This is a genomic window from Dysosmobacter sp. Marseille-Q4140 (assembly GCA_018228705.1).
In the GTDB taxonomy this organism is placed as follows: Bacteria; Bacillota; Clostridia; order Oscillospirales; family Oscillospiraceae; genus Oscillibacter.
Map to the genome: position 1 here is coordinate 2188555 of CP073694.1, position 20999 is coordinate 2209553.

General features: G+C 61.7%; 18 protein-coding genes and 1 pseudogene. 11 read left to right on the forward strand and 8 right to left on the reverse strand.

The window, feature by feature from the left end; translation table 11 throughout:
- The first annotated feature begins 58 nt into the window (after positions 1 to 58).
- On the forward strand, positions 59 to 2488 hold the full coding sequence (locus KFE19_10915) for an MMPL family transporter (GenBank protein QUO39600.1): 2430 nt from the start codon (positions 59 to 61) through the stop codon (positions 2486 to 2488).
- A complete protein-coding gene (locus tag KFE19_10920) occupies positions 2475 to 5912 on the forward strand; it encodes a hypothetical protein (GenBank protein QUO36924.1) in 3438 nt (1145 codons plus the stop codon). Before KFE19_10915 ends, KFE19_10920 begins: the two co-directional genes overlap by 14 nt.
- Before the next feature lie 469 nt (positions 5913 to 6381).
- On the opposite strand, the gene KFE19_10925 is transcribed toward KFE19_10920, so the two are convergent.
- The 5 genes from KFE19_10925 to KFE19_10945 all read right to left on the reverse strand — a co-directional run bounded on the left by KFE19_10925 (position 6382) and on the right by KFE19_10945 (position 10067).
- Positions 6382 to 7053: a hypothetical protein gene (locus KFE19_10925; protein QUO36925.1), complete on the reverse strand. Its 672-nt coding sequence runs from the start codon at positions 7051 to 7053 to the stop codon at positions 6382 to 6384.
- 3 nt (positions 7054 to 7056) lie between these two features.
- Positions 7057 to 7902: a metal ABC transporter permease gene (locus KFE19_10930; protein QUO36926.1), complete on the reverse strand. Its 846-nt coding sequence runs from the start codon at positions 7900 to 7902 to the stop codon at positions 7057 to 7059.
- Complete coding sequence (locus tag KFE19_10935; GenBank protein ID QUO36927.1) at positions 7886 to 8608, reverse strand: ABC transporter ATP-binding protein; 723 nt, start codon at positions 8606 to 8608, stop codon at positions 7886 to 7888. Before KFE19_10935 ends, KFE19_10930 begins: the two co-directional genes overlap by 17 nt.
- Before the next feature lie 10 nt (positions 8609 to 8618).
- Positions 8619 to 9644 (reverse strand): zinc ABC transporter substrate-binding protein, encoded by a 1026-nt coding sequence (locus KFE19_10940; protein ID QUO36928.1) that lies wholly within the window; start codon positions 9642 to 9644, stop codon positions 8619 to 8621.
- A 126-nt stretch (positions 9645 to 9770) separates the two neighbouring features.
- Entirely contained in the window at positions 9771 to 10067 is a 297-nt protein-coding gene (locus KFE19_10945; GenBank protein QUO36929.1) for a hypothetical protein, read from the reverse strand.
- A 406-nt stretch (positions 10068 to 10473) separates the two neighbouring features.
- Between KFE19_10945 and KFE19_10950 the strand changes: the two are divergent.
- The 5 genes and pseudogenes from KFE19_10950 (at position 10474) to KFE19_10970 (ending at position 13170) form a co-directional block, all read left to right on the forward strand.
- Positions 10474 to 10887 (forward strand): annotated as a pseudogene (locus KFE19_10950) (SAM-dependent methyltransferase).
- 19 nt (positions 10888 to 10906) lie between these two features.
- The gene (locus tag KFE19_10955) at positions 10907 to 11494 is read left to right on the forward strand and encodes an acyclic terpene utilization AtuA family protein (GenBank protein ID QUO36930.1); all 588 of its coding nucleotides are present in this window, start codon (positions 10907 to 10909) and stop codon (positions 11492 to 11494) included.
- Positions 11495 to 11738: 244 nt separating this feature from the next.
- Complete coding sequence (locus KFE19_10960; GenBank protein ID QUO36931.1) at positions 11739 to 12191, forward strand: GntP family permease; 453 nt, start codon at positions 11739 to 11741, stop codon at positions 12189 to 12191.
- A complete protein-coding gene (locus KFE19_10965; GenBank protein ID QUO36932.1) occupies positions 12188 to 13030 on the forward strand; it encodes a TRAP transporter large permease subunit in 843 nt (280 codons plus the stop codon). The genes KFE19_10960 and KFE19_10965 overlap by 4 nt, the downstream gene beginning before the upstream one ends.
- Positions 13030 to 13170: a hypothetical protein gene (locus KFE19_10970; protein ID QUO36933.1), complete on the forward strand. Its 141-nt coding sequence runs from the start codon at positions 13030 to 13032 to the stop codon at positions 13168 to 13170. Before KFE19_10965 ends, KFE19_10970 begins: the two co-directional genes overlap by 1 nt.
- Positions 13171 to 13238: 68 nt before the next feature.
- Here KFE19_10970 and ftsH read toward each other — a convergent pair whose 3' ends face one another.
- The 3 genes from ftsH to KFE19_10985 are packed head-to-tail and all read right to left on the reverse strand — an operon-like array spanning position 13239 to position 16046.
- Complete coding sequence (gene ftsH, locus KFE19_10975; GenBank protein QUO36934.1) at positions 13239 to 15050, reverse strand: ATP-dependent zinc metalloprotease FtsH; 1812 nt, start codon at positions 15048 to 15050, stop codon at positions 13239 to 13241.
- Entirely contained in the window at positions 15047 to 15520 is a 474-nt protein-coding gene (locus KFE19_10980; protein ID QUO36935.1) for a hypothetical protein, read from the reverse strand. The genes ftsH and KFE19_10980 overlap by 4 nt, the downstream gene beginning before the upstream one ends.
- A complete protein-coding gene (locus KFE19_10985; GenBank protein QUO36936.1) occupies positions 15423 to 16046 on the reverse strand; it encodes a TetR family transcriptional regulator in 624 nt (207 codons plus the stop codon). Before KFE19_10985 ends, KFE19_10980 begins: the two co-directional genes overlap by 98 nt.
- Before the next feature lie 217 nt (positions 16047 to 16263).
- Here KFE19_10985 and KFE19_10990 point away from each other — a divergent pair, with 217 nt between their 5' ends.
- The 4 genes from KFE19_10990 to KFE19_11005 all read left to right on the forward strand — a co-directional run bounded on the left by KFE19_10990 (position 16264) and on the right by KFE19_11005 (position 20878).
- Positions 16264 to 16419 (forward strand): hypothetical protein, encoded by a 156-nt coding sequence (locus KFE19_10990; GenBank protein QUO36937.1) that lies wholly within the window; start codon positions 16264 to 16266, stop codon positions 16417 to 16419.
- 241 nt (positions 16420 to 16660) lie between these two features.
- Positions 16661 to 17740, forward strand: coding sequence for an ABC transporter substrate-binding protein (locus KFE19_10995; GenBank protein ID QUO36938.1), 1080 nt, complete (start codon positions 16661 to 16663; stop codon positions 17738 to 17740).
- 277 nt (positions 17741 to 18017) lie between these two features.
- Positions 18018 to 19766: an iron ABC transporter permease gene (locus KFE19_11000; GenBank protein ID QUO36939.1), complete on the forward strand. Its 1749-nt coding sequence runs from the start codon at positions 18018 to 18020 to the stop codon at positions 19764 to 19766.
- Positions 19763 to 20878, forward strand: coding sequence for an ABC transporter ATP-binding protein (locus KFE19_11005; protein ID QUO36940.1), 1116 nt, complete (start codon positions 19763 to 19765; stop codon positions 20876 to 20878). Before KFE19_11000 ends, KFE19_11005 begins: the two co-directional genes overlap by 4 nt.
- Positions 20879 to 20999 lie beyond the last annotated feature (121 nt).

Genomic DNA, 20999 nt, shown 5'->3' on the forward strand with positions numbered 1-20999 from the left:
GCTGGCGGCGTTTATCGTCGACAAGCGGAACCTGATTTTTTTCTTTTATATTGCCGCTATGATCTTCTCCGTGTTTTCTCAGGGCTGGGTCCAAGTGGAGAACGACATCACCGCGTACCTGCCCGATGACACCGAGACCCGACAGGGACTGTCCATTATGGAAGATGAGCTGACCACCTACGGAACGGCCCGCGTCGTGGTCTCCCACACGTCCGGAGAACTGGCGGAGCGGCTGGCGGACCGGATGGGGCAGATCGAGGGCGTCACCTCCGCCGTCGTGGGCTCCGGCCTGCCCGGCGGGGAGGACGATGAGGAGGACCTCTCCGACTACATCCGCGGCTCCGATGTGCTGATCAGTGTTACCTTTGACGGCGAGGCGGAGGACGAGATCAGTCTGACCGCCATGGATGAACTCAAAGCCCTGCTGGAACCCTACGACGCCTACATCAGCAGCGACGTGGGCAACGACGCCGCCGGGAACCTGGCCTCGGAGATGCAGGTCATCCTGGTCATCGCCTTCATCGTCATCGTACTGGTGCTGCTGTTCACCTCCCGGTCCTACGCGGAGCTGCCGGTGCTGATGCTGACCTTCGGCTCGGCCGCTCTTTTGAACATGGGCACCAACTTCATCTTCGGCACCATCTCCTTTGTCTCCAACTCGGTGACGGTGGTGCTGCAGCTGGCTCTCGCCATCGACTACGCCATCATCCTGCTCCACCGCTTTACCGAGGAGCGGGAGCGGCTGGGGGAGGACCGGGCGGCCTGCATCGCCGCGCTGTCCTACTCCATCCCCGCCATCTCCTCCAGCTCCCTGACCACCATCTCCGGCCTGGCCGCCATGATGTTCATGCAGTTCGGCCTGGGCTTCGACATGGGCCTGGTGCTCATCAAGGCCATCTGCTTCAGCATGCTCTCCGTGTTCACATTGATGCCGGGCCTGCTGATGCTGTTCTCCAATGCCATCCGCAAGACCCAGCACCGCAGCTTCGTCCCCCACATCGACAAGTGGGGCAGCCTGGTGGTGAAGCTCCGCTACATCGGGGTGCCGGTCTTTGCGCTGCTGCTGGCGGCGGGTTTCGTGCTGTCCCAGAAGTGCCCCTACGTCTACGGCTACTCGGAGCTGGTGACCACCAAGCAGAACGAGAACCAGATCGCCGAGCAGCGGGTCAACGAGACCTTCGGCGCCCAGAACATCATGGCCCTGCTGGTGCCAAAGGGGGACTACGAGAGCGAGAAGGCGCTGCTGCGCCATCTGGAGCAGTACGACGAGGTGGACTACGCCATGGGCCTTTCCAACATCGAGGCCCTGGACGGCTACACTCTCACCGACAAGCTTACGCCCCGCCAGTTTGCCGAGATGACCGATATGGACTATGAGATCATCGAGCTTTTGTACACCGCCTACGCCGCCAGGGATGACGAGCTGGGCAAGGCGGTCAGCGGCGTGGACACCTACGCGGTGCCCCTGATGGATATGTTCTTTTTCCTCCACGACCAGGTGGACGAGGGCTTCGTCACCCTGGACGAGGAGACGGAGGCCGACATCAACGACCTCTATGAGGCCCTCACCGAAGCCCAGGCCCAGATGCTGGGCGACAACTACACCCGCATGATCCTGAACCTGAACCTTCCCGAGGAGGGGGAGGAGACTTTTGCCTTCCTCCAGACCATCCACCGGGAGGCAGAGCGGTACTACCCGGCCCGCCAGGTCTATCTGGTGGGCAACTCCACCAGCGACTATGATCTGTCCGCCTCCTTTGAGCGGGACAACATTCTCATCAGCGTGCTGTCGGCGGTGTTTGTCATTCTGGTGCTGCTGTTCACCTTCCAGTCGGTGGGTCTGCCGATCCTGCTGATCTGCGTCATTCAGGGCAGTATCTGGATCAATTTCTCCTTCCCCACCGTCTTTGACGAGCCCATCTTCTTCATGGGCTACCTGGTGGTCACCTCCATCCAGATGGGCGCCAACATCGACTACGCCATCGTCATCTCCTCCCGGTACGGCGAGATGAAGGAACTCATGCCGCCCAGAAAGGCCATCATCAAGGCCCTGGACCTGGCCTTCCCCACGGTGCTGACCTCCGGCACCATCCTGACCGTGGCGGCCTACCTGATCGGCAAGCTCTCCTCGGAGCCCGCCATCGTGGGCATCGGCGAGAACCTGAGCCGGGGCACCCTCATCTCCATCATCCTGGTCATGTTCGTCCTGCCCCAGATCCTGCTGCTGGGCGACCTGATCGTGGAAAAGACCCGGTTCAACATCAAGGTCCCGGAGGTGACCCGCACGGTCACCGGCACGGTCTACGTCAACGGCCGCATCCGGGGCCGGGTCAACGGCATCGTGGACGCCACTGTCCACGGCATCATCCGCGGCGACGTGTCCGCGGTACTGGACACCGGCAACATCAGTCCGGCGCCGGAGCCCGACCGGCTGCCGGCCGGCACGGAAGAGACGGGAAAGGAGGCGGACGGACATGACCAGAAATAAACAGCGCGTGATCGCGCTGCTGCTGGCCCTGCTCCTGGCGGGGTCCCTGGCGGCCCCCGCCCTGGCGGCGGAGAGCGGCACGGTCCACATCCGGACCGCCCAGGATCTGGCGGACCTGTCCCGGAGCTGCTCCGTGGACGGCTGGTCCGTGGGAAAGATGGTCTATCTGGATGCGGACATCGACCTGTCCGGAACGGAGTTCCGGCCCATCCCCATCTTCTGCGGCACCTTTTACGGCCAGGGCCACACCGTCTCCGGCTTTTCCCTCACGGGGAGCGGGGACGACCGGGGCTTCTTCCGCTATGTCCGGGACGGCGCTGTCGTCCAGGACCTGACGGTCAGCGGCTCCGTATCCCCCAGCGACCGGAAGGACAACATCGGCGGCCTGGTGGGCGTCAACAGCGGCAGTCTGCTCAACTGCGCCTTTTACGGCAACGTGAAGGCCGGGACCAACGCGGGCGGCCTGGTGGGCTGCAACCGGCCCGCCGGGCAGATCATCAACTGCACCTACTCCGGCACGCTTCTGGGCGAGCACTATGTGGGCGGCATCGCGGGCCAGAACGAGGGCAGCGTGATCCGCTGCCGGAACGACGGCGACGTCAACATCACCGAGGTCAAGACCACGGTGGCCATCCAGGAGATGGATCTCAGCACCATCCGCTCCACGGAGAGTGTCCCCGCCTGCACCGACATCGGCGGCATCGCCGGGGCCTCCTCCGGTATCCTCCAGAGCTGCACCAACAACGGCGACGTGGGGTACGAGCACGTGGGCTACAACGTGGGCGGCATCGCCGGCCGGCAGTCCGGCTGGCTGGACAGCTGCGTCAACAACGGCACCGTCCGGGGCCGGAAGGACGTGGGCGGCATCTGCGGACAGATGGAGCCCCGGCTGACGCTGCTCTTCGACGCCGACAGCCTGGATGACCTCTGGGAGGAGCTGGACACCCTCCAGGCCCTCATGGACCAGGCCATCTCCCACGCGGAGGGGGTCTCCGACGACCTCTCCGGCCGGATGACCGGCCTGACCGACAGCGCGGACGCGGTGAAGGACGCGGCCTCCGACCTCTCGGACGCCATGGCCGACTGGGCCGACGGGAATATCGAGACCATCAACGACGCCTCCGCCCGGGTCTCCTGGGTCCTGGACCGGCTGGAGCCCATCTCCGACGCGGCGGACGCCGCCCTGGAGCGGATCCGGGACGCCGCGGATCTGGCGGACGACGCCCTGGACGCGGCCGGCCGGATCGGCGGCCTGTCCGAGGACGCCCTGGCGGATGTGCGCCTGGCCCTGGCGCAGGTGAAGAGCGCCGCGCAGGCCTGCTCCGACGCCCTGGACGATGTCCGGGCCGCGCTGGAGAAGCTGGGAGCCTCCCTGGGCAGCAGCCAGGACATGGCCGCGGCCATGGAGGATGTGGAGGCGGCCCTGGATGAGCTGATGGACGCCTTCGGCCTGCTCTCCGACGCCTTCGGCGATCTGATGGCGGCCCTAGGCGAACACTACGGCCAGGGCGGCTCCGACTGGGACGGGGTCCTGGCGGCGCTGAGCGAGATGCGCGACGCAGCGGATCAGGTCGAGAGCGCCCTTGCGGCGCTGCGCCTGGCCCTGGAGGGCGCGGGAACCGTGGCGGACGGCTATCTCCGGGAGGCGCTGGAGGAGATCGCCGCCGCGGCGGAGAACCTGCGGGCCGGGTTTGGCGGCATGGGCCAGGCCGGCGGGCACCTCCAGGACGCCCTGGACCATCTGGAGGCCATTGCCCCCCTGGGGGAGAGCGCCGCCGCGCTGTTCAAAAAAGCGGCCCAGACCCTGGGAGACGCCTGCGGACAGCTCCAGGATGCCGGTGAGACCTTCAGCGGCGTCATGTCCGACCTGGCGGATGAGCCGGAGATCTCCTTCTGCCCCGTGGGGGAGGCGGTCGGCGAAACGGGCGACGTGCTGGACGACGCCATGGGCGGACTGAGCGACGCCATGCAGAGCCTGAACGACACCCTGTCGGCCTCCTCCGATCTGCTCCTGTCGGATCTGCGGGCCATCAACGCCCAGTTCGGGCGGGTTATCGATGTGCTCCGCCGGCACAGCGACAGCGAGGAGGCGGAGGAGGACGAAGAGCTGCTGGAGGACGTGTCCGACCAGGCCACGGAGACCGACGAGGACGCCGGGCGCATCACCAACGCCCGGAATACCGGCGCGGTGGAGGGAGACGTGAACGTGGCGGGCATCGTGGGGTCCATGGCCATCGAGTACGACTATGACCCCGAGGACGACCTGACCACCTCCGGCGACCGGTCCCTGAACTTCCGCTATCAGGCCGCCGCCCTGACCGAGGGGTGCGTCAACAGCGGGACGGTCACCGGCAAGAAGGACTACGTGGGCGGCATCGTGGGTCGTATGGATCTGGGCACCGTGTCCCGGTGCGAGAGCTACGCCGCCGTGGAGAGCACCGGAGGCGACTATGTGGGCGGCATCGCGGGAGCGGCCTGGTCCTCCATCCGGGACTGCTGGGCACGCTGCGCCCTGAGCGGGAACGACTGCATCGGCGGCGTGGCGGGCCTGGGCAAGACCGTCACCGGCTGCCGCGCCCTGGTGGAGGTCGACGAGGGCTCCGCCTGCCTGGGCGCCGTGCTGGGAGACGCGGAGGAGAACGGAACGGTGTCCGGTAACCTCTTCACCCACGACACCCTGGGGGGCATCGACGGCATCAGCTACCTGGGGCAGGCGGAGCCGGTGGACTTTGAGACCCTCTCCCAGGGTGCTCCCGCCGCCTTCATCCGGTTCCGGCTGGTGTTCATTGCCGACGGCAAGGTGGTGGAGACCTACGACTTCTCCTACGGCGACGCCCTGACCCGGCTGCCGGACATTCCGAAGAAGGAGGGGTACAGCGCCAGCTGGCCTGAGATCGACTACGGCCACCTGACCTTCTCCCAGACGCTGGAGGCGGAGTATACCGCCTATTCCACCGCCCTGACCGCCCTGGGAGACCCGCCGCAGATCGTGGCGGAGGGGACCTTCAGCTCCGGCAGCACCCTGGCCGTCTCCGCGGAGGAGGACACCTGGGCGGATGCCCACGGGGCCTCCCACACCGGCACGGTCTACACCGTGACGGTCACCGACCCGGTTCAGCCTGTCGCCGATTTCCAGATCCAGTACAGACTGTCCGGCGGCTCCGGCGGCACCGTGTGGATCAGCACCCCGGAGGGGTGGGTGCAGCAGGAGGCGCAGACCGACGGGCGCTACCTGGTGTTCCGGGCGGACGGGGACTCCGTTACCTTCGCCGTTCAGGAGCGCACGGCAAATCCGGGAGTATTGATCCTTGGAATTTCCATCGGTGTTGTTGCGGCCGGCTTGGCGCTCCTGTGGAAGAAACGGTGCATAAAGGGAAACCCGGAGGAGCGGGGGACAGCTGATCCAAAATCCCATTTGCCGTAATCGGCAGGACCGAACGTGCTGTCCGGAGGGCAAGCCTTCGGCGGCCGCAACAGGTTATGCCCGCAGCTTGCGCCGCGCAGGCATGTGGAACAGTGGAGGGTGCGCCGGAATATTTCTTCAAAAGTGCCTATGAACATGAAAAACAGGCGGAAGTCAGCAAGAACCATGGGGAAATTTTCTGGCGTTTGCTTGTGTGCGGGGAACTGCTGCTTAGAACCCGGCACTTTTTACCAAAAAGTTCCTGATTTCGTGAGAAATCAGGAACTTTTTTAAATCTCCGCTTTTGTGCCGGCCCATATGGCGACAGGCTCTGTTGGAACACGACAGCAGCGGGCGGAAACCGTCTGCCCGCTGCTGACTGCTTCCCCTGTGCGCCGGACGATCCCGCGGAAGGGGCACGGCGCCTTCTCCCGCTTGGCTGAGGCCGCCGGCGCTCCATATCCGCCGGGAGATCCGTGACAGCGCACGGTCAATCAAAACTGACGTCCTCCAGGCGGAGGACCAGAATACCGTATTCCTCCCGGGTTCGATCTGCTTGAATCGTGCCGACGACGGTCACCTCCGATTGGGCGGGCGGATAGTCCTCAGGGTAGCGGGCCTGAGCGGGCATTACAATGTCAAATCCTTGGGCGCAGCAGGCGGTGGCGTCCTGTACGATTACGCCACAGTAGACCTGCTGCGTATTAGGGTCCTGATACACGAAAAAACTCCCCTTCATTCGGATAGTCTTTCCGATATAATCATCCGGCGCCGACATCATGTTGAATAGTTCTGCGTATATCATGGTACTGCTGAGGGGCGTTAAATCCAGATCCACGGGAGTGGGAGGGCCTTCCAAAGGATCCGGCTGCGGGCCGTTGGCCGGAGTTTCCTGTTCCGCCCCGGCGCCGGGGGTGGAGGCCTGTGGGGGCAGAGGAGTTTCCAACGCGTCTTCCCGTTCGGAGAGAATCGGCTCCACGAAAGACTGCTGGGGGGCGGTATCAGGCGCGGCGGGCGCATCTTCCCCCGGAAGAGGCTCTGCCTCTTGGGAAACAGGGGAGGTGAGCGGCGCCGTATTCTGCGGGGGCTTTTTGCTGCCTCCGCATGCAGTGCAGGACAGAAGCAACGCCCCTGTGAGAATCAGTATGGTCCATCGCTTCATGGCTTACCTCCTTCCGATCCGTGCGGCCAGAGAACAAAGGGCAAAGAGCAGGATCTGCACGGCAACGATGGTGGATCCCACTGGTGTGCCCGCCAGAATAGACGTGAGGATCCCGGCGGCAGTGCAGCAGACAGAGAAAACGGCGGCGCAGAGCGTGACGGCGCGGAAGCTTTTGAACAGCCGCATGGCGGACATGGCCGGAAAGATCACTAGAGCCGAAATCAGCAGAGATCCCACCAGATTCATGGCCATTACGATGACCACCGCCGTCACCACGGCAAGGATCAGGTTGTATCGCTTCGCCCTGGTTCCGGTGGCGGAGGCAAAGCTCTCGTCAAAGGTGACGGCAAAGATCTTGTGATAAAAGAAGAGAAACAAAAGCACGACCAAAACCGACAGGATCACGCACAGCCATACCTCTGTTTCCGTGAGGGTGAGGATGGATGTGGAGCCGAACAAAGTCGTACACACGTCTCCGGACAGATTTGCGGAGGCGGAAAACACGTTCATCACCAGGTAGCCTACCGCCAAGGCGCCCACCGAGAGCATGGCCATGGCGGCGTCGCCCTTGACCCTGGCGCTGCGGCCCGTGCCCAGCAGCAGGACGGCGCACAGCACGGTGACACCCATGACCAGGGGCATGTCGGAAGTCAGATTCAAAACGGATGCCACCGACATGGCGCCAAAGGCCACATGGGACAAGCCGTCTCCGATAAAGGAAAATCGCCTGAGGACCAGGGTCACCCCCAGCAGGGAGGCGCACAGGGCCACCAGCACCCCCACCGCAAGGGCGTACCGCACAAAGGGATAAGCCCAGTACTGGACCAGCTTCTCAATCAGCGCCGCCAAGGCAGACCCCTCCTCTCTGCTTCAAATACCTTTGGCCGGGTGCGGACCGGACAAAGGCGTCCCGGGGGCCAAAAAACACCTGCTCCCCCAGACAGAGAATATGGCTGGCGTGACAAAGCGCGGCCTGCACGTCGTGGGAGATCATAAGGATCGTGACGCCGTCGTGTTTGTTAAGCTGGGAGATCACCTGATACAGCTCCCGGCTGGCGGACGGATCCAGGCCGGATACCGGCTCGTCCAGCAGCAGCATTTTTTGGGCCGCGCAAAGAGCCCGGGCCAGCAGCACCCGCTGCTGCTGGCCTCCCGACAGCTCCCGATAACAGCGCCCGGAAAGACGCTCCATATCCATACGCCGGAGGGACTGCCGGGCCAGGTCCTTTTCCGCCCGGGTGTAAAAGGGGCGCAGGCCGCACCGGCCCTGACAGCCGGAAAGGGCCACCTCCCAAACTGTGGCGGGAAAGTCCCGCTGGGCTTGGGTCTGCTGGGGCAGATAGCCGATTTCAGCGGGGAGCACGCCTCCGCCCAGGACCACGGACCCCTCCAAGGGGGGCAGAAGGCCCAGGATGGTCCGCATCAGTGTGGATTTCCCCGTTCCGTTCTCCCCCAGGATGTACAGATAGTCTCCGGCGTGGATGGTAAAGCTCAGATCCCGGACCAGGACGGAATCATAGCCCAGGGTCAGGCCCTGGCAGTTCATCTGGATCATGGAATTCCTCTCAGCGCAGCGCAGCCTTCAGGGTTTCCAGGTTTTGTTCCATAATGGAGAGGTAGCTGGCTCCGGCCGCAACATCGGCGGCTGTCACCGACTGCATGGAATCCAGCGTGAGAATCTCCTGGTTCTTCCCGCTGGTATTGCCGACCACCGTCTCGGCAATGCCGTGGGTAGTCCCCTCGATGGTCAGCACGCAGGGCAGCGACAGCTCGTCCGCCTTGCCGGCCAGGAAGACCACCGTTTCAAAGCTGGCCTCCGTTTCCGCCGAGCAGCCGGAAAATGCCGCATAGTAAGTGAGCCCGTAGTCGTCTACCAGATACCGGAACGGAAAACGGTCGGCAAAGAGCAGCGTGCGGGTGGAAGAGGCGTCCACAGCAGCCTGATACCGCCCATCAAGGTCGATCAGTTTTTGAATGTATGCGGCGGCATTTTCTGCGTAGGTGGTCTGATGCTCGTGGTCAATGGCTCCCAGAGTATCGGCAATGGCGCCGCAGAGCACAGCGGCGTTCCGCAGGGAGAGCCAGATGTGCTCGTCATCATGGTCGTGTTCCTCGTGATCATGGTCTTCTTCATGATCGTGGTCTTCCTCGTGGTCCTCCTCATGGCTGTGATGATGCTCGGTTTCCTGCATCCCTTCAACCATCTCCTCTGCTTTTACAGCGTCCCCCAGAATGTCCATCAGATCCATTGTTGCCCGGTTGGGGTTGGCGGAGTTGGTCAAAGCGTCCTCCACCCAGTCGTCCGACTCTCCCCCTGTATAGAGGAACAGGTCGCAGTTGGAGATAACCACCATGTCGTCGGCCGTGGGCTGAAAGCTGTGGAGATCCACGCCGTCATCCAGGAGCATGGTGAGTTCCACGCGGTCGGCCTGATCCCCTAGAATTTCCCGGACCCAGTCATATTCGGGAAAGATGGTGGTGACGATCCGCAGCTTTTCACCGCTGCTTTTGGAAGCGGAAGGGGTTTGACAGCCGGTCAGCGCTCCCATTGCCAGCGCGAGAGAAAGGGACATGCAGACTATTTTTTTCATATCGATAAAACCTCCGAATTGATACAGAAACTGAAAAAAGGGCGCAAAAATACAAGGGGATCCAGGCGTGCGCCAAGAGAGCCTGCCCCGATTGGGCAGACTCGTCCCCTTGTCTGTGGTTTCTGTTTAATTCAGCAGTTTTACCCGCAGCAAGACCGGCGAAGGTACGACAATCGCATTCTGCGGCCGCGGGGCGAGAAGCAGGGTAAAGAAGCAGAGCACCGCCGCAGCGGCAGATGCCGCATGAGCCGTGGAGAGCTGCTCCAGCAGGACCTGGCAGATTTGGACCTGGTGGCATATGGTGCAATGATCGCCGCTGCAGTCGTGGTCAGCCTCAGCGGCCACAAAGAATGCGGAGAAGATCAGGGCTGCGATCAGCAGCGCCGCTCCACAGACGGCAGCAAAACGCATTCGTTTTGTCAAGTTCTTCTCCCTCCTCTGTACGATATACTTATGGACCGCGCACGGCACTGACACGTGCCGTGCGGGATGGGATTGGAGATGACCGGCTCAAAGCTCTTCGGCTCTCGCGGCGCGGGATATCCGCTTTGCGGGAGGGCCATGCCAAAAGGGCACGCATCGGGCGCGGGACCTGAGCACGGCGCTGTTGGCCGGCGTGCCCTGCTCCAATTTGCGAATGATTTGCAAATCAATATAGCACGTACGCGATCAGCCGTCAATGATCACTTATGGGGATGCGTGCGGCTTCAAAAATCAGTTGCTTGATGTGTTAGTTAAAGCTAACTATAATTATAGCAGATGTTGCCGTGTTTGGCAAGACAACATGGCAAACGAATAAATTTTTTGTTTTGGAAAGCAGGAGTTACGTTTGAGGACAACAAAAGCGGAACAGGAGAGGATTTCCCTGGGTACCCACGGAGAGGACTATGGAAACTGGATGTCAAATCCGGTATTTTATATCCTCGGCGGCATAACTATACTGGCTGCCGCTTTGACGGTCATCTCCTTTGCGGTTTTCCGGGTGACCGCTGCGGGCGCTGTATGCGCGGTGATTACGGCGGCCCTGCTGGGATTGCTGGGCTGGATCACGTGGATCCGGCGGCAGTATGCCTTTGGGGGCGGCGGAATCATGGAACAGGTACACCGGACCGTGCTCTCCCATCTTGATTGCCAGAGAGAGGGCTCCATGCTGGAGGTGGGGGGCGGATCCGGAGCACTCTCGATCCGGGCGGCTTTGACCTGGCCGGAAACCAGGGCGATGGGCGTGGATTACTGGGGAGCTGGAGGGGACCGGCGGCCGCGTGAAGGTGCAGACCTGCTCCGAGCAGCTGATCTATGAGATCCGTGCTCCGGCCTGCTATTATACTCCCGACTGCGTGGCGGACTTTTTCAACGTCTCCTCTGAGCAGGTTGGAAAAGACCGCGTCCGGGTAAGCGGCGCCGCGGGTCGTCCCCGGACTGACACGCTGGAGGCGAGCGTGGGATACAAGGACGGCTACATCGGCAGCTGCGGACTGAGCTTCGGCGGACCCAAGTGCTTTGAGCGCACTGTGCTGGCGGTGCAGACGGTGGAGAAGATCAGCGAGACCTACTATCATCCCGCCGAGCATCGGGTGGACATCATCGGCTACAACTCCCTGTATCCCAGGGATCTGTCCGAGGGCTTCCCCGGCGGCACCGAGCCGCTGGAACTGCGGCTGCGGGTTGCCGAGCGCGACGCCGACAAGGAGACGCTCACCATGATCTTCAACGAGGTGGATGCTTTTACCATCGACAGGCCCGCCAACTGCGGCGGAATGGAGCGCCACATTACAGAGCTGGTGGCCGTGCTGTCCGTTCTGTTCCCCCGTGAGGACATTGAAACCTCTTATGTGGAGGAGGTCCTGTAAGATGAAGCTGCTGGAAATCGCACACTCCCCCGCCGGTGACAAGGTGAATATATGAAAACTGGGAGGGCAACGGAAAACTTCCGCACATCATCGGCGGACTGCATTCCGATGTGAAGGCTTACTTCAAAACCTACGAAAAGATCGAAGCGCTGGAGCGATCCGGGCACATCAAAATCATCCCCGGTCATGGCGTGCATGCACTGGAACACAGGGTCTACCCAGTGTCAAACCAGGAGGCTGCTGAATGAACATTCTGTTTTTATTGCTGGCTATTGCGCTGTTCATCGCGCTGGTTTTGAAAAACGTCCCCATTGTCATTGCCGCCATCCTGTCATCCATCTTCCTGCTGCTGACCCGGCGGATGGGATTGTATGAGGGCATCACTGCCCCCTATATGACAGGCTTCGGGAACTACGTGCGGGACTTCTTCCTGCTGTTTATGCTGGGCGCGCTCTTCGGAAAGCTGGTGGAGATCAGCGGCGCGGCCAACAGCTTTTCCACCTTTATTTTCCGGGCCTTTGGCGACCGCTTTGCGATCGTCGGCCTGATTATTATGGGTATCATCCTGACCTTGGACAGCGTGAACCTGTTTGTGGCCATGTTTACCATGCACCCTCTGGCCATGTTCCGCAAGGCGGACATCCCCCGCAAATTTTTCCCGGCCGCTTCTTTTGCCGGCTGTGTGGGCGTACCATGACCGCCCCCTTCACGCCCTCCATCCAGAACGCCACGCCCACCGTCTACCTGGGTACCACAGTGGCCGCAGCAACAGTTCCGGGCATGATCTCCACGGTGCTGAAGCTGACCCTTTGCACGGCCTATGTGATGTGGGTGGTCAAGCGGGCCAAGAACCGCGGCGAACACTTTGAGGAACTGGAGGGGGAGAACGCCGCGGCAGAAGTGACGAGAGAAGCCGCCGGCCCCTCTGTGCTGGCCTCTGTCCTGCCGATGCTGGTCATCCTGGTGGTGCTGAATGTGGTCAAGCAGCCCATCGTTACCTCTCTGCTGGCCGGGGTGGTGGCCGCCTTCATCTTTTACTTCAAGCACATGCCTCACAGCCTGAAGGAGATCAGCGCCGAGGTGCAGGGCAGTGTCTTTGCGGGATTAAAGACCATCTCCATCACCGCCGCTGCCGCGGGCTACGGCGCGGTGGTGGCTGCGACCCCCGCCTTCCAGGAGATCACGGATTTCGTGCTGAACCTGGATGGGAACCCTCTGCTGATCGCCGGCATTGCGACCATGCTCATGGCAGGCGTCATGAACTCCTCCTCCGGCAGCATGGCGATTGTCTGTCCCATCCTGGGCGAGCGGTTCCTGGCTATGGGCGTCAACGCCGAGGCACTGCACCGGGTGATCGTGGAGGCCTCCAGCACCCTGGATTCTACCCCCCAGAGCGGCTTTATGTGCAATATCCTCAACCACAGCCATACCACGCACCGGCAGGGCTACTGGCACGTGTGCGTGGTGTCGGTCATCGCGCCTATCGTGGAGACGCTGCTGCTGATCCCGCTGTGCGCCTTGTTCGGACTGGCGTAATGAAAATTGCAGCCTGGATATTCCAGGCTGCAATTTATTTCTGCATTTGGGATCGCGCCGGACAAGGAAAAAATATCGACGGGCTGCCGTTTGGCACGACTCCGGCCGGCGGGTGCCGGATGCTGCCGCGAATTTTTTGACACGGGACCTCCGAAACTGGGGCCCGGCCAGATGCTTTGGGCGCCTGGCACCGGCTTTGACTGCCGTCTTACTTGTTCAGGATCTGCATGAACTCCTCGCCGGTAATGGTTTCCTTTTCGTAGAGGAATTTGGCCAGCTCGTCCAGCTTCTCCCGGTTCTCCAGCAGGATGGACGCCGCCTTTTCATGCTGCTTTTTCACCAGGTCCACCACCTGCCGGTCCACCTCCGCCGCAGTCTCGCCGGAGCAGGTCAGGGAGGCGTCGCCGCCCAGGTACTGGTTGTGTACCGTCTCCAGGGCCACCATGTCGAAGTCCCGGCTCATGCCATACCGGGTGATCATGGCCCGGGCCAGTTTGGTGGCCTGTTCAATGTCGTTGGAGGCGCCGGTGGAGATGGTGCCAAACACCACTTCCTCCGCTGCGCGGCCGCCGGTGTAGGTGGCGATCTTGTTTTCGATCTCCTCCTTGGTCATCAGGTAGTGGTTGCCCTCCTCCACCTGCATGGTGTAGCCCAGGGCACCGGAGGTCCGGGGGATAATGGTGATCTTCTGGACCGGGGCGGAGTGGTTCTGCTTGGCGGCCACCAGGGCATGGCCGATCTCGTGGTAGGCCACGGTCCACTTCTCCTTGTCCGTGAGGATGGCGTTTTTCTTCTGGTAGCCGGCGATGACCACCTCGATGCTCTCCTCCAGATCGGACTGGGTGGCAAAGCGCCGCCCGTCCCGGACAGCCCGCAGGGCCGCTTCGTTGATGATGTTGGCCAGCTCCGCGCCGGAGGCGCCGGAGGCCATCCGGGCGATCTGGCGGAAATCCACGTCGTCCGCCACTTTGATCTTTTTGGCGTGGACCTTTAAGATCTCCTCCCGGCCCTTCAGGTCCGGCAGCTCCACCGGCACCCGGCGGTCGAAGCGGCCGGGACGAGTCAGGGCCGGATCCAGGGACTCGGGACGGTTGGTGGCGGCCAGGATGATGACGCCGGTGTTGCCCTCAAAGCCGTCCATCTCGGTGAGCAGCTGGTTCAACGTTTGCTCCCGCTCGTCGTTGCCGCCCATCTGGCCGTCCCGCTTTTTGCCGATGGCGTCGATCTCATCGATAAAGACGATGCAGGGGGCCTTCTCCTTGGCCTGGCGGAACAGGTCCCGGACCTTGCTGGCGCCCATGCCCACGAACATCTCCACAAACTCGGAGCCGGAGATGGAGAAGAAGGGGACGCTGGCCTCGCCGGCCACGGCCTTGGCCAGCATGGTCTTGCCGGTGCCCGGAGGGCCCACCAGCAAAATGCCCTTGGGCATGGAAGCGCCGATCTCCCTGTACTTGCCGGGGTTGTGGAGGTATTCCACGATCTCGGTGAGGCTCTCCTTGGCCTCGTCCTCACCGGCCACGTCGGAGAACTTGATGCCCTCGGCGGATTTTACGTAGATCTTGGCGCTGGAGCGGCCCGCGCCGAACATCATGGAGTTGGGGCCGCCGGCCTTGTTCATCATCCGCCGGGACATCAGCTGCCCCAGCCCCACGAAGATCAGGATGGGCAGCAGCCAGCTCAGCAGGAAGGAGAGGAAGGGGGACATCTGCTCCACGATCTCGCTGGCAAACACCGCGCCGGAGTCCTTCAGCCGGTAGATCAGGTCCGGATCGTCCATGACGCCGGTCTTGTAGATCTGGCCGCTGTCCTTGTCGGTGAAAAGGATCTGACTCTCCTGCACCTCCACCTGGCCGATCTGCTTTTCCTCGGTCATGGTCATAAAGGTGCCGTAGTCCACCTCCCGCACCTGCCGCTGGGCCAGCCAGGGCATGGCCAGAAAGTTGAAGAGCATCAGTACCAGCAGTACGATGCCGTAATAGTACAGCAGAGGCTTTTTGGGTGACTTCACTTCGTTCATGTGGATTCCTCCTCGGTGTGGTTTGATGATGCCTGCTCCTGGCAGCGCATCCGCAGCTCCTTGGCCCGCAGCGCCGCAAACAGGGCATGGTGTATGGCCTGGGCGGCCGCGTCCATGGCGTATTCACCATAGAGGCACGCCGCCTCCGCCTGGTCCTCCAGCGCGTCGGCTCCCTCGCTGTGGAGATATCCGGGCAGCTTTTCCTGCAAGATGATTCGGACCCGGCGCAGGTAGTCCAGCTGGGCCCGGGACAGGGCCGCTACCGCCGGGGAGCGGCCGGTGTCGGCGCTTTGCCGCAGGCGCCGCTCCGCATCCGCTTCCTCCTGTTGCAGCTGCTCCAGCTCCAGGCGGATCTGCTGCAGATCTGCCTGTTCATACCGGCGGAACTGCGCTGCCGTCTGCTGCTGCTGCCGCGCCAGCTCCCGGAGCTTGCCGGAAAAAATCTCTTCCTTGGGATACGTTGGCCCCATCTCCTCTCAGCGGCTTCCTTTGATATATGGTTATAGCAGACGGACGGCGGGACCGCCATGGGCAGATCCCGCCGTATTCCAGCAGCAGCCCCACGATACCGCAGGCGCAGAAGCTCAGGGCGATCTCTGTGTCCTCATAGGAGAGATTGTTCCGGGCCCCCTTGCTGCGCAGCAGCTCCTGGAGGTAGGTCCGGACAGAGCGCACCATGATCCCCTCAATCTGCTCCCGACGCTGAGAATGCAGCAGCTTTTGCAGCAGCACGTCCGCCTCGGCGGAGGCGGAGATGAAGTCCCGGAGGACCGCCTCCGGGTCGTCGGAGGACAGGCTGCGTGTCAGCAGGGTCTGAAAGGCCTGCTGCATGGACCACTCGATGACCTCCAGAAGGTCCTGGAAGTGATAGTAAAAGGTCTGCCGGGAAATGCCGCACCGTTCCACCAGGTCCTTGACTGTGATCTTGTCCACATTTTTCTCCCGGGACAGCTGCATGAACGTATCGGCGATCATCCCTTTGACATTCACCGGCATGGCGGCACCTCCTTCAGCTGATGGGGACAGTTTACCACAAGAACCGGCCGCCTGTCCAGAAACGCTGCGGACAGATAAAAGCCAACTGGAAATGTAAGCGGTTTCAAGGAAAAGATAGGCTTGCATTGCTTTCTGTTATCTGCTATGATAAAGACACACAAAAAAGCGCTTTAATTTGCTATTTTTTGTATATTTTCACAGTAGAAGGGGAGGGCGATTGAAAAAACAAAACTTTTTAGTTGAAATTCCTTTTTTCGGGAAAAACGAAGAAAAAGTAAAGCGATCTGAATTTTTAAAGACTTTTTCTTGCGTTTCCACTCAACTTCGGGCGCTTTTTTTAAATGCTGCCGGAGTTCTTGATGCCGGAAAATAGAAGGATTTCCTTGCGTTGAATCTGGTTGGGTCCATCAAAAAGCACCGAGTACCCATTGCATTGCCCCTTCCCGCCGTTTTTGCTGCGGAATCTTCAATGTATCCGCTTACATTTGCGCATTTGCGGCGGACCGCTTTGCCGCCCTCCGGGAGAGGACGGTACCACAACGGTTTCCGATCCATGCGGTCGTGGATACCACATCCCACTTTACCCCCAACGGACAAGAAAGGAAGGCTGTACGATGAAAAAAACGAAGCGCTTTTTGGCACTGCTCCTCTCTGCGATGATGCTGCTGGCCCTGGCTGCCTGCGGAGGCGGCGGAGACACGGCGCCTGCCGGCGACAGCGACGGCGGCGAGGCACAGGCCTCCGGCAGCAATGAGCTGACCGTCTACACCGCGTTCCCCGAGGCCGAGGTGGCCTACTACTTCAACGCCTTTGAGGAGGCAACCGGCATCAAGGTCAACGCCCTGCGCCTGTCCGCCGGTGAAATGCTCACCCGCGTGGCGGCTGAGAAGGACAATCCTCAGGCTGCGCTGATGTTCGGCGGTTCCACCGACAACTACATCGCCGCTGTGGACCAGGGCCTGCTGGAGCCCTATCAGTCTCCGGAGCTGGAAAACGCCCCTGAGACCTACATCGACCCCACCGGCACCTGGAACCCCATCTATGTGGGCGCCATCGCCTTTGCCTGCAACAAGGAGTGGTTTGCCGAGAAGGGCTACGACTATCCCACCAGCTGGGACGACCTGCTGGATCCCAAGTATGAGAACATGGTCATCATGGCCCACCCCGCCACCTCCGGCACCGCCTACACCGTGCTGGCCACGCTGATCCAGCTCAAGGGCGAGGACGCTGTGTGGGATTACCTGAAGGAACTGGACAAGAACATGTCCCAGTACACCAAATCCGGCGCCAACGCCCCCAACTCCGTGGCGCTGGGCGAGGCTGCCATTGCTCTGACCTTCTCTCACGACGGCCTGCAGCCCACCGTGGAGGGCTATCCCATCGAGCTGAGCTTCCCCACTGACGGCACCGGTTACGAGGTGGGCGCCATGGCTCTGATCAAGGGCGGCCCCGCCGATCAGCAGGAGAACGCCAAGAAGTTCATCGACTTCATGTGCTCCGCTGAGGGTCAGAACCTGTACGCCGAGAACAACTCCTTCCGGGTGCCCGTCAACACCCAGGCCACCCCGGCCGAGGGCCTGGTGACCCTGGACTCTGTGGCCGTCATCGACTATGACGCCGTCTGGGCCGCCGAGAACAAGACCGCCTTCACCGAGCAGTTCGAGGCCAACATCGCCGGCGCTCCCGCGGAATAATTCTTTGAAATACCTGACGGCCTTCCCCCCTTCACGGGGGGAAGGCCCAGCCCGTTGAAAAAATTTTTTCAACGGGCTGGGTAAGGTTTTTGCGCCTTTCCAAAAGGCGCAAAAACGGACGATTGAAAACGAAAGGAACCCTTCCTGGGTTCCTCTCGTAACTCTCTTCCTTCCCGCCGCACAAGATTTTTCGCTTTTTCGAAAGCTTCGGCCTTCCCCCCTTCACGGGGGGAAGGCCCCTTTCCAAGGGAATCCATCAAACGCAGGAGGAACATACATGGCAAATTCTCCCGGAACGGGCGGAAAGAGTGCCGCCCGTCTGAAAAAGCGCAATGAGACGAAAATGATTCTGCGCCAGCCGGTGCTGCTGATCGCCGTATTGGCCACCATTGCCCTTCTGGTGCTTTTCGTCATCTTCCCCCTGGCCAAGGTGCTGCTCTTCAGCGTCACGGATGAGTCCGGCGCGGTCTCCCTGGCCTCCCTGAAGCAGCTGTTCACCACCACCCGGTATCTCAAGACCTTCGGCCGCACCATGGCCCTGGGCGTGGTGGTGGCGGTGATCTCCACCTTTATCGGCTATATTTTCGCTTTCACCATCACCCGCACCAACGTGCCCTGCAAGGGCTTTCTCAAAACCATTGCCACACTGCCCATCCTGTCCCCGCCCTTCATTTTGTCCCTGTCCATCATTTTCCTCTTTGGCAAGCAGGGGCTCATCACCAAGGAGCTGCTGGGGATCACGGGCAATAACGTCTACGGTATGGGCAGTCTGGTGGTGGTGCAGGTCATCAGCTTCTTCCCCATCGCCTACATGACCCTATCCGGCATTCTCTCCTCCATTGACGCCTCGGTGGAGGACGCCGCCTGCAACATGGGCGCGAGCCGGTGGCATACCTTCTGGACGGTGACCTTCCCCCTGTCCCTGCCGGGCATCATCTCCGGGTGCCTGCTGGTGTTCATCCAGTCCCTGGAGGACTTCTCCAACCCCGCCACCATCGGCGGCGACTTCACCACCCTCTCCGTGGAGGTCTACCAGATCATCAACGGCAGCTACGATATGCGCAAGGGCTCCGCCCTGGCCCTTTTGATGCTGGTGCCTGCCATGGTGGCCTTTTTGCTGAACAAGTACTGGGTCAACAAGAAGAGCTTCGTCACCGTCACCGGCAAGCCCACTCAGGCCCGCAAGCTGATGGACGAGGCCCACATCAAGTGGCCCCTGTTCATCTTCTGTATGCTGGTGGCTGCCGTCATCATTCTCTTTTACGGCACCGTGGTCTTCGGCTCCTTTGTCCAGACGTGGGGCTACAACTACTCCCTGACCCTGGACCAGTACAGCCGGGCCCTGCAGCAGGGCTGGGACAGCCTGAAAAACTCCATGATCCTGGGTCTTGTGGCCGCGCTGCTGGGCGGACTTCTGGGCATGGTCATCGCCTACATCACCGCCAAGCGCAATTACTACGGCAAGCGGTTCATCGAGGTGTCCTCCGTGCTGATGTTCGCGGTTCCCGGCACCGTGCTGGGCATCGCCTATATCCTGGCCTTCAACACCGGCTTCCTGGTGCTGACCGGCACCGCCGCCATTCTGGTGATCGTGTTCGTGTTCCGCAACATGCCGGTGGCCATCGAGTCTGGTACCACCACGCTGCTGCAGATCGACAACTCCATTGAGGAGGCCTCCACCATCCTGGGCGCCGGCAGCGGCTACTCCTTCCGCCGCATCACGCTGCCTATGCTGCGCAATGCCTTTTTCTCCGGTATCGTGTACTCCTTTGTGAAGGCCATCACCGCCGTCAGCGCGGTCATCTTCTTGGTCTCGCCCCGGTGGAACCTGGTCACCAGCAAGATCTATACCCTGTTCGACCAGGCCAAGTACAGCCAGGCGGCGGCCTTCGTCACCATGATGGTGGTCATTCTGCTGGTATTCATCGGCATCTTCAACGGCCTGATCAACCTGCTGCTGGCACCGCGGTCCCGGGTGCCCAAGGGCGTCGGCGCAAACCCTGAGAAAACGGAGGAAACGAAATGAGCAATCAGACCACGGAACGCCTGGGCAAGAAGAGCTCCAGCGTAATTTTGAAAGATGTGACCAAGATCTTCCAGCAGCCGGACACCGGCAAGGACTTTGTGGCGGTGGATCACATCAACCTCCACATCCAGGACGGGGAGATGGTGACGCTGCTGGGCCCCTCGGGCTGCGGCAAGACCACCACCCTGCGGATGATCTCCGGCTTTGAGTATCCCACCAGCGGCAGCGTTCTGATCGGCGACCGGGACGTGGCCAAGGTCCCCCCCAACAAGCGGGGCATCTCCATGGTGTTCCAGAGCTACGCCCTGTTTCCCCACCTGAACATCTGGGAGAACATCGCCTACGGGCTGAAGGTGGCCAAGGTCTCCCAGAGCGAGCTGGTGGAGCGGACCAACGGCGTGGTGGAGATGATGCAGCTCAAGGGGCTGGAACGGCGGTTCCCCAACCAGCTATCCGGCGGCCAGCAGCAGCGGGTGGCCCTGGCCCGTGCTGTCGTGATCGAGCCCAGCGTGCTGCTGTTTGACGAGCCTTTGTCCAACTTAGACGCCAAGCTGCGGGAGAGCATGCGGGATGACCTGCGGGCGCTCCAGAAGCGGCTGGGCATCACCTCCCTGTACGTGACCCACGATCAGTCCGAGGCCATGGCCATCTCCGACCGGGTGGTCATCATGAAGGACGGCGTCATTTGCCAGCAGGGCTCCCCCACGGAGATCTATGAGCAGCCCAACAGCCGCTTTGTGGCCAACTTCATCGGAAAGGCCAACTTCATCGACGGCACCTTCCGCGGACTGGACGGCCAGACCGCCCTGGTGGAGGTGGGGGGCAAGACCATCTCCATCCCCGTTCCCGGCAAGATGCAGGATGTCCAGAAGGACGGCCCCTGCTGCCTGGCGGTTCGGCCGGAGTCCATCCAGCTCTCCGCCGACCAGGGCCAGCTGCCGGGCCGGGTATCCCGGGCCACCTACTACGGTGCCAAGGTGGAGTACGAGGTCATGCTGGGTGACCAGCCCACCATTGTGGAGGTCTACAACCCCCAGCTGACAGAGCGCTTCACCGAGGGAGACGAGGTCTATATGACTCTGATCGACCGCTGCGTGCGGGTCCTTCGCTGAGAGAAAACAAGAGCCGGCGCCGCTGATGCGGCGCCGGCTCTTGCTGCGGATGCGGAATTCTGCTGGATGGAAGCGGAAAAGGGGATCCGCCCTTCCGGAGCGGTCCGGAAGGGCCCGGGGA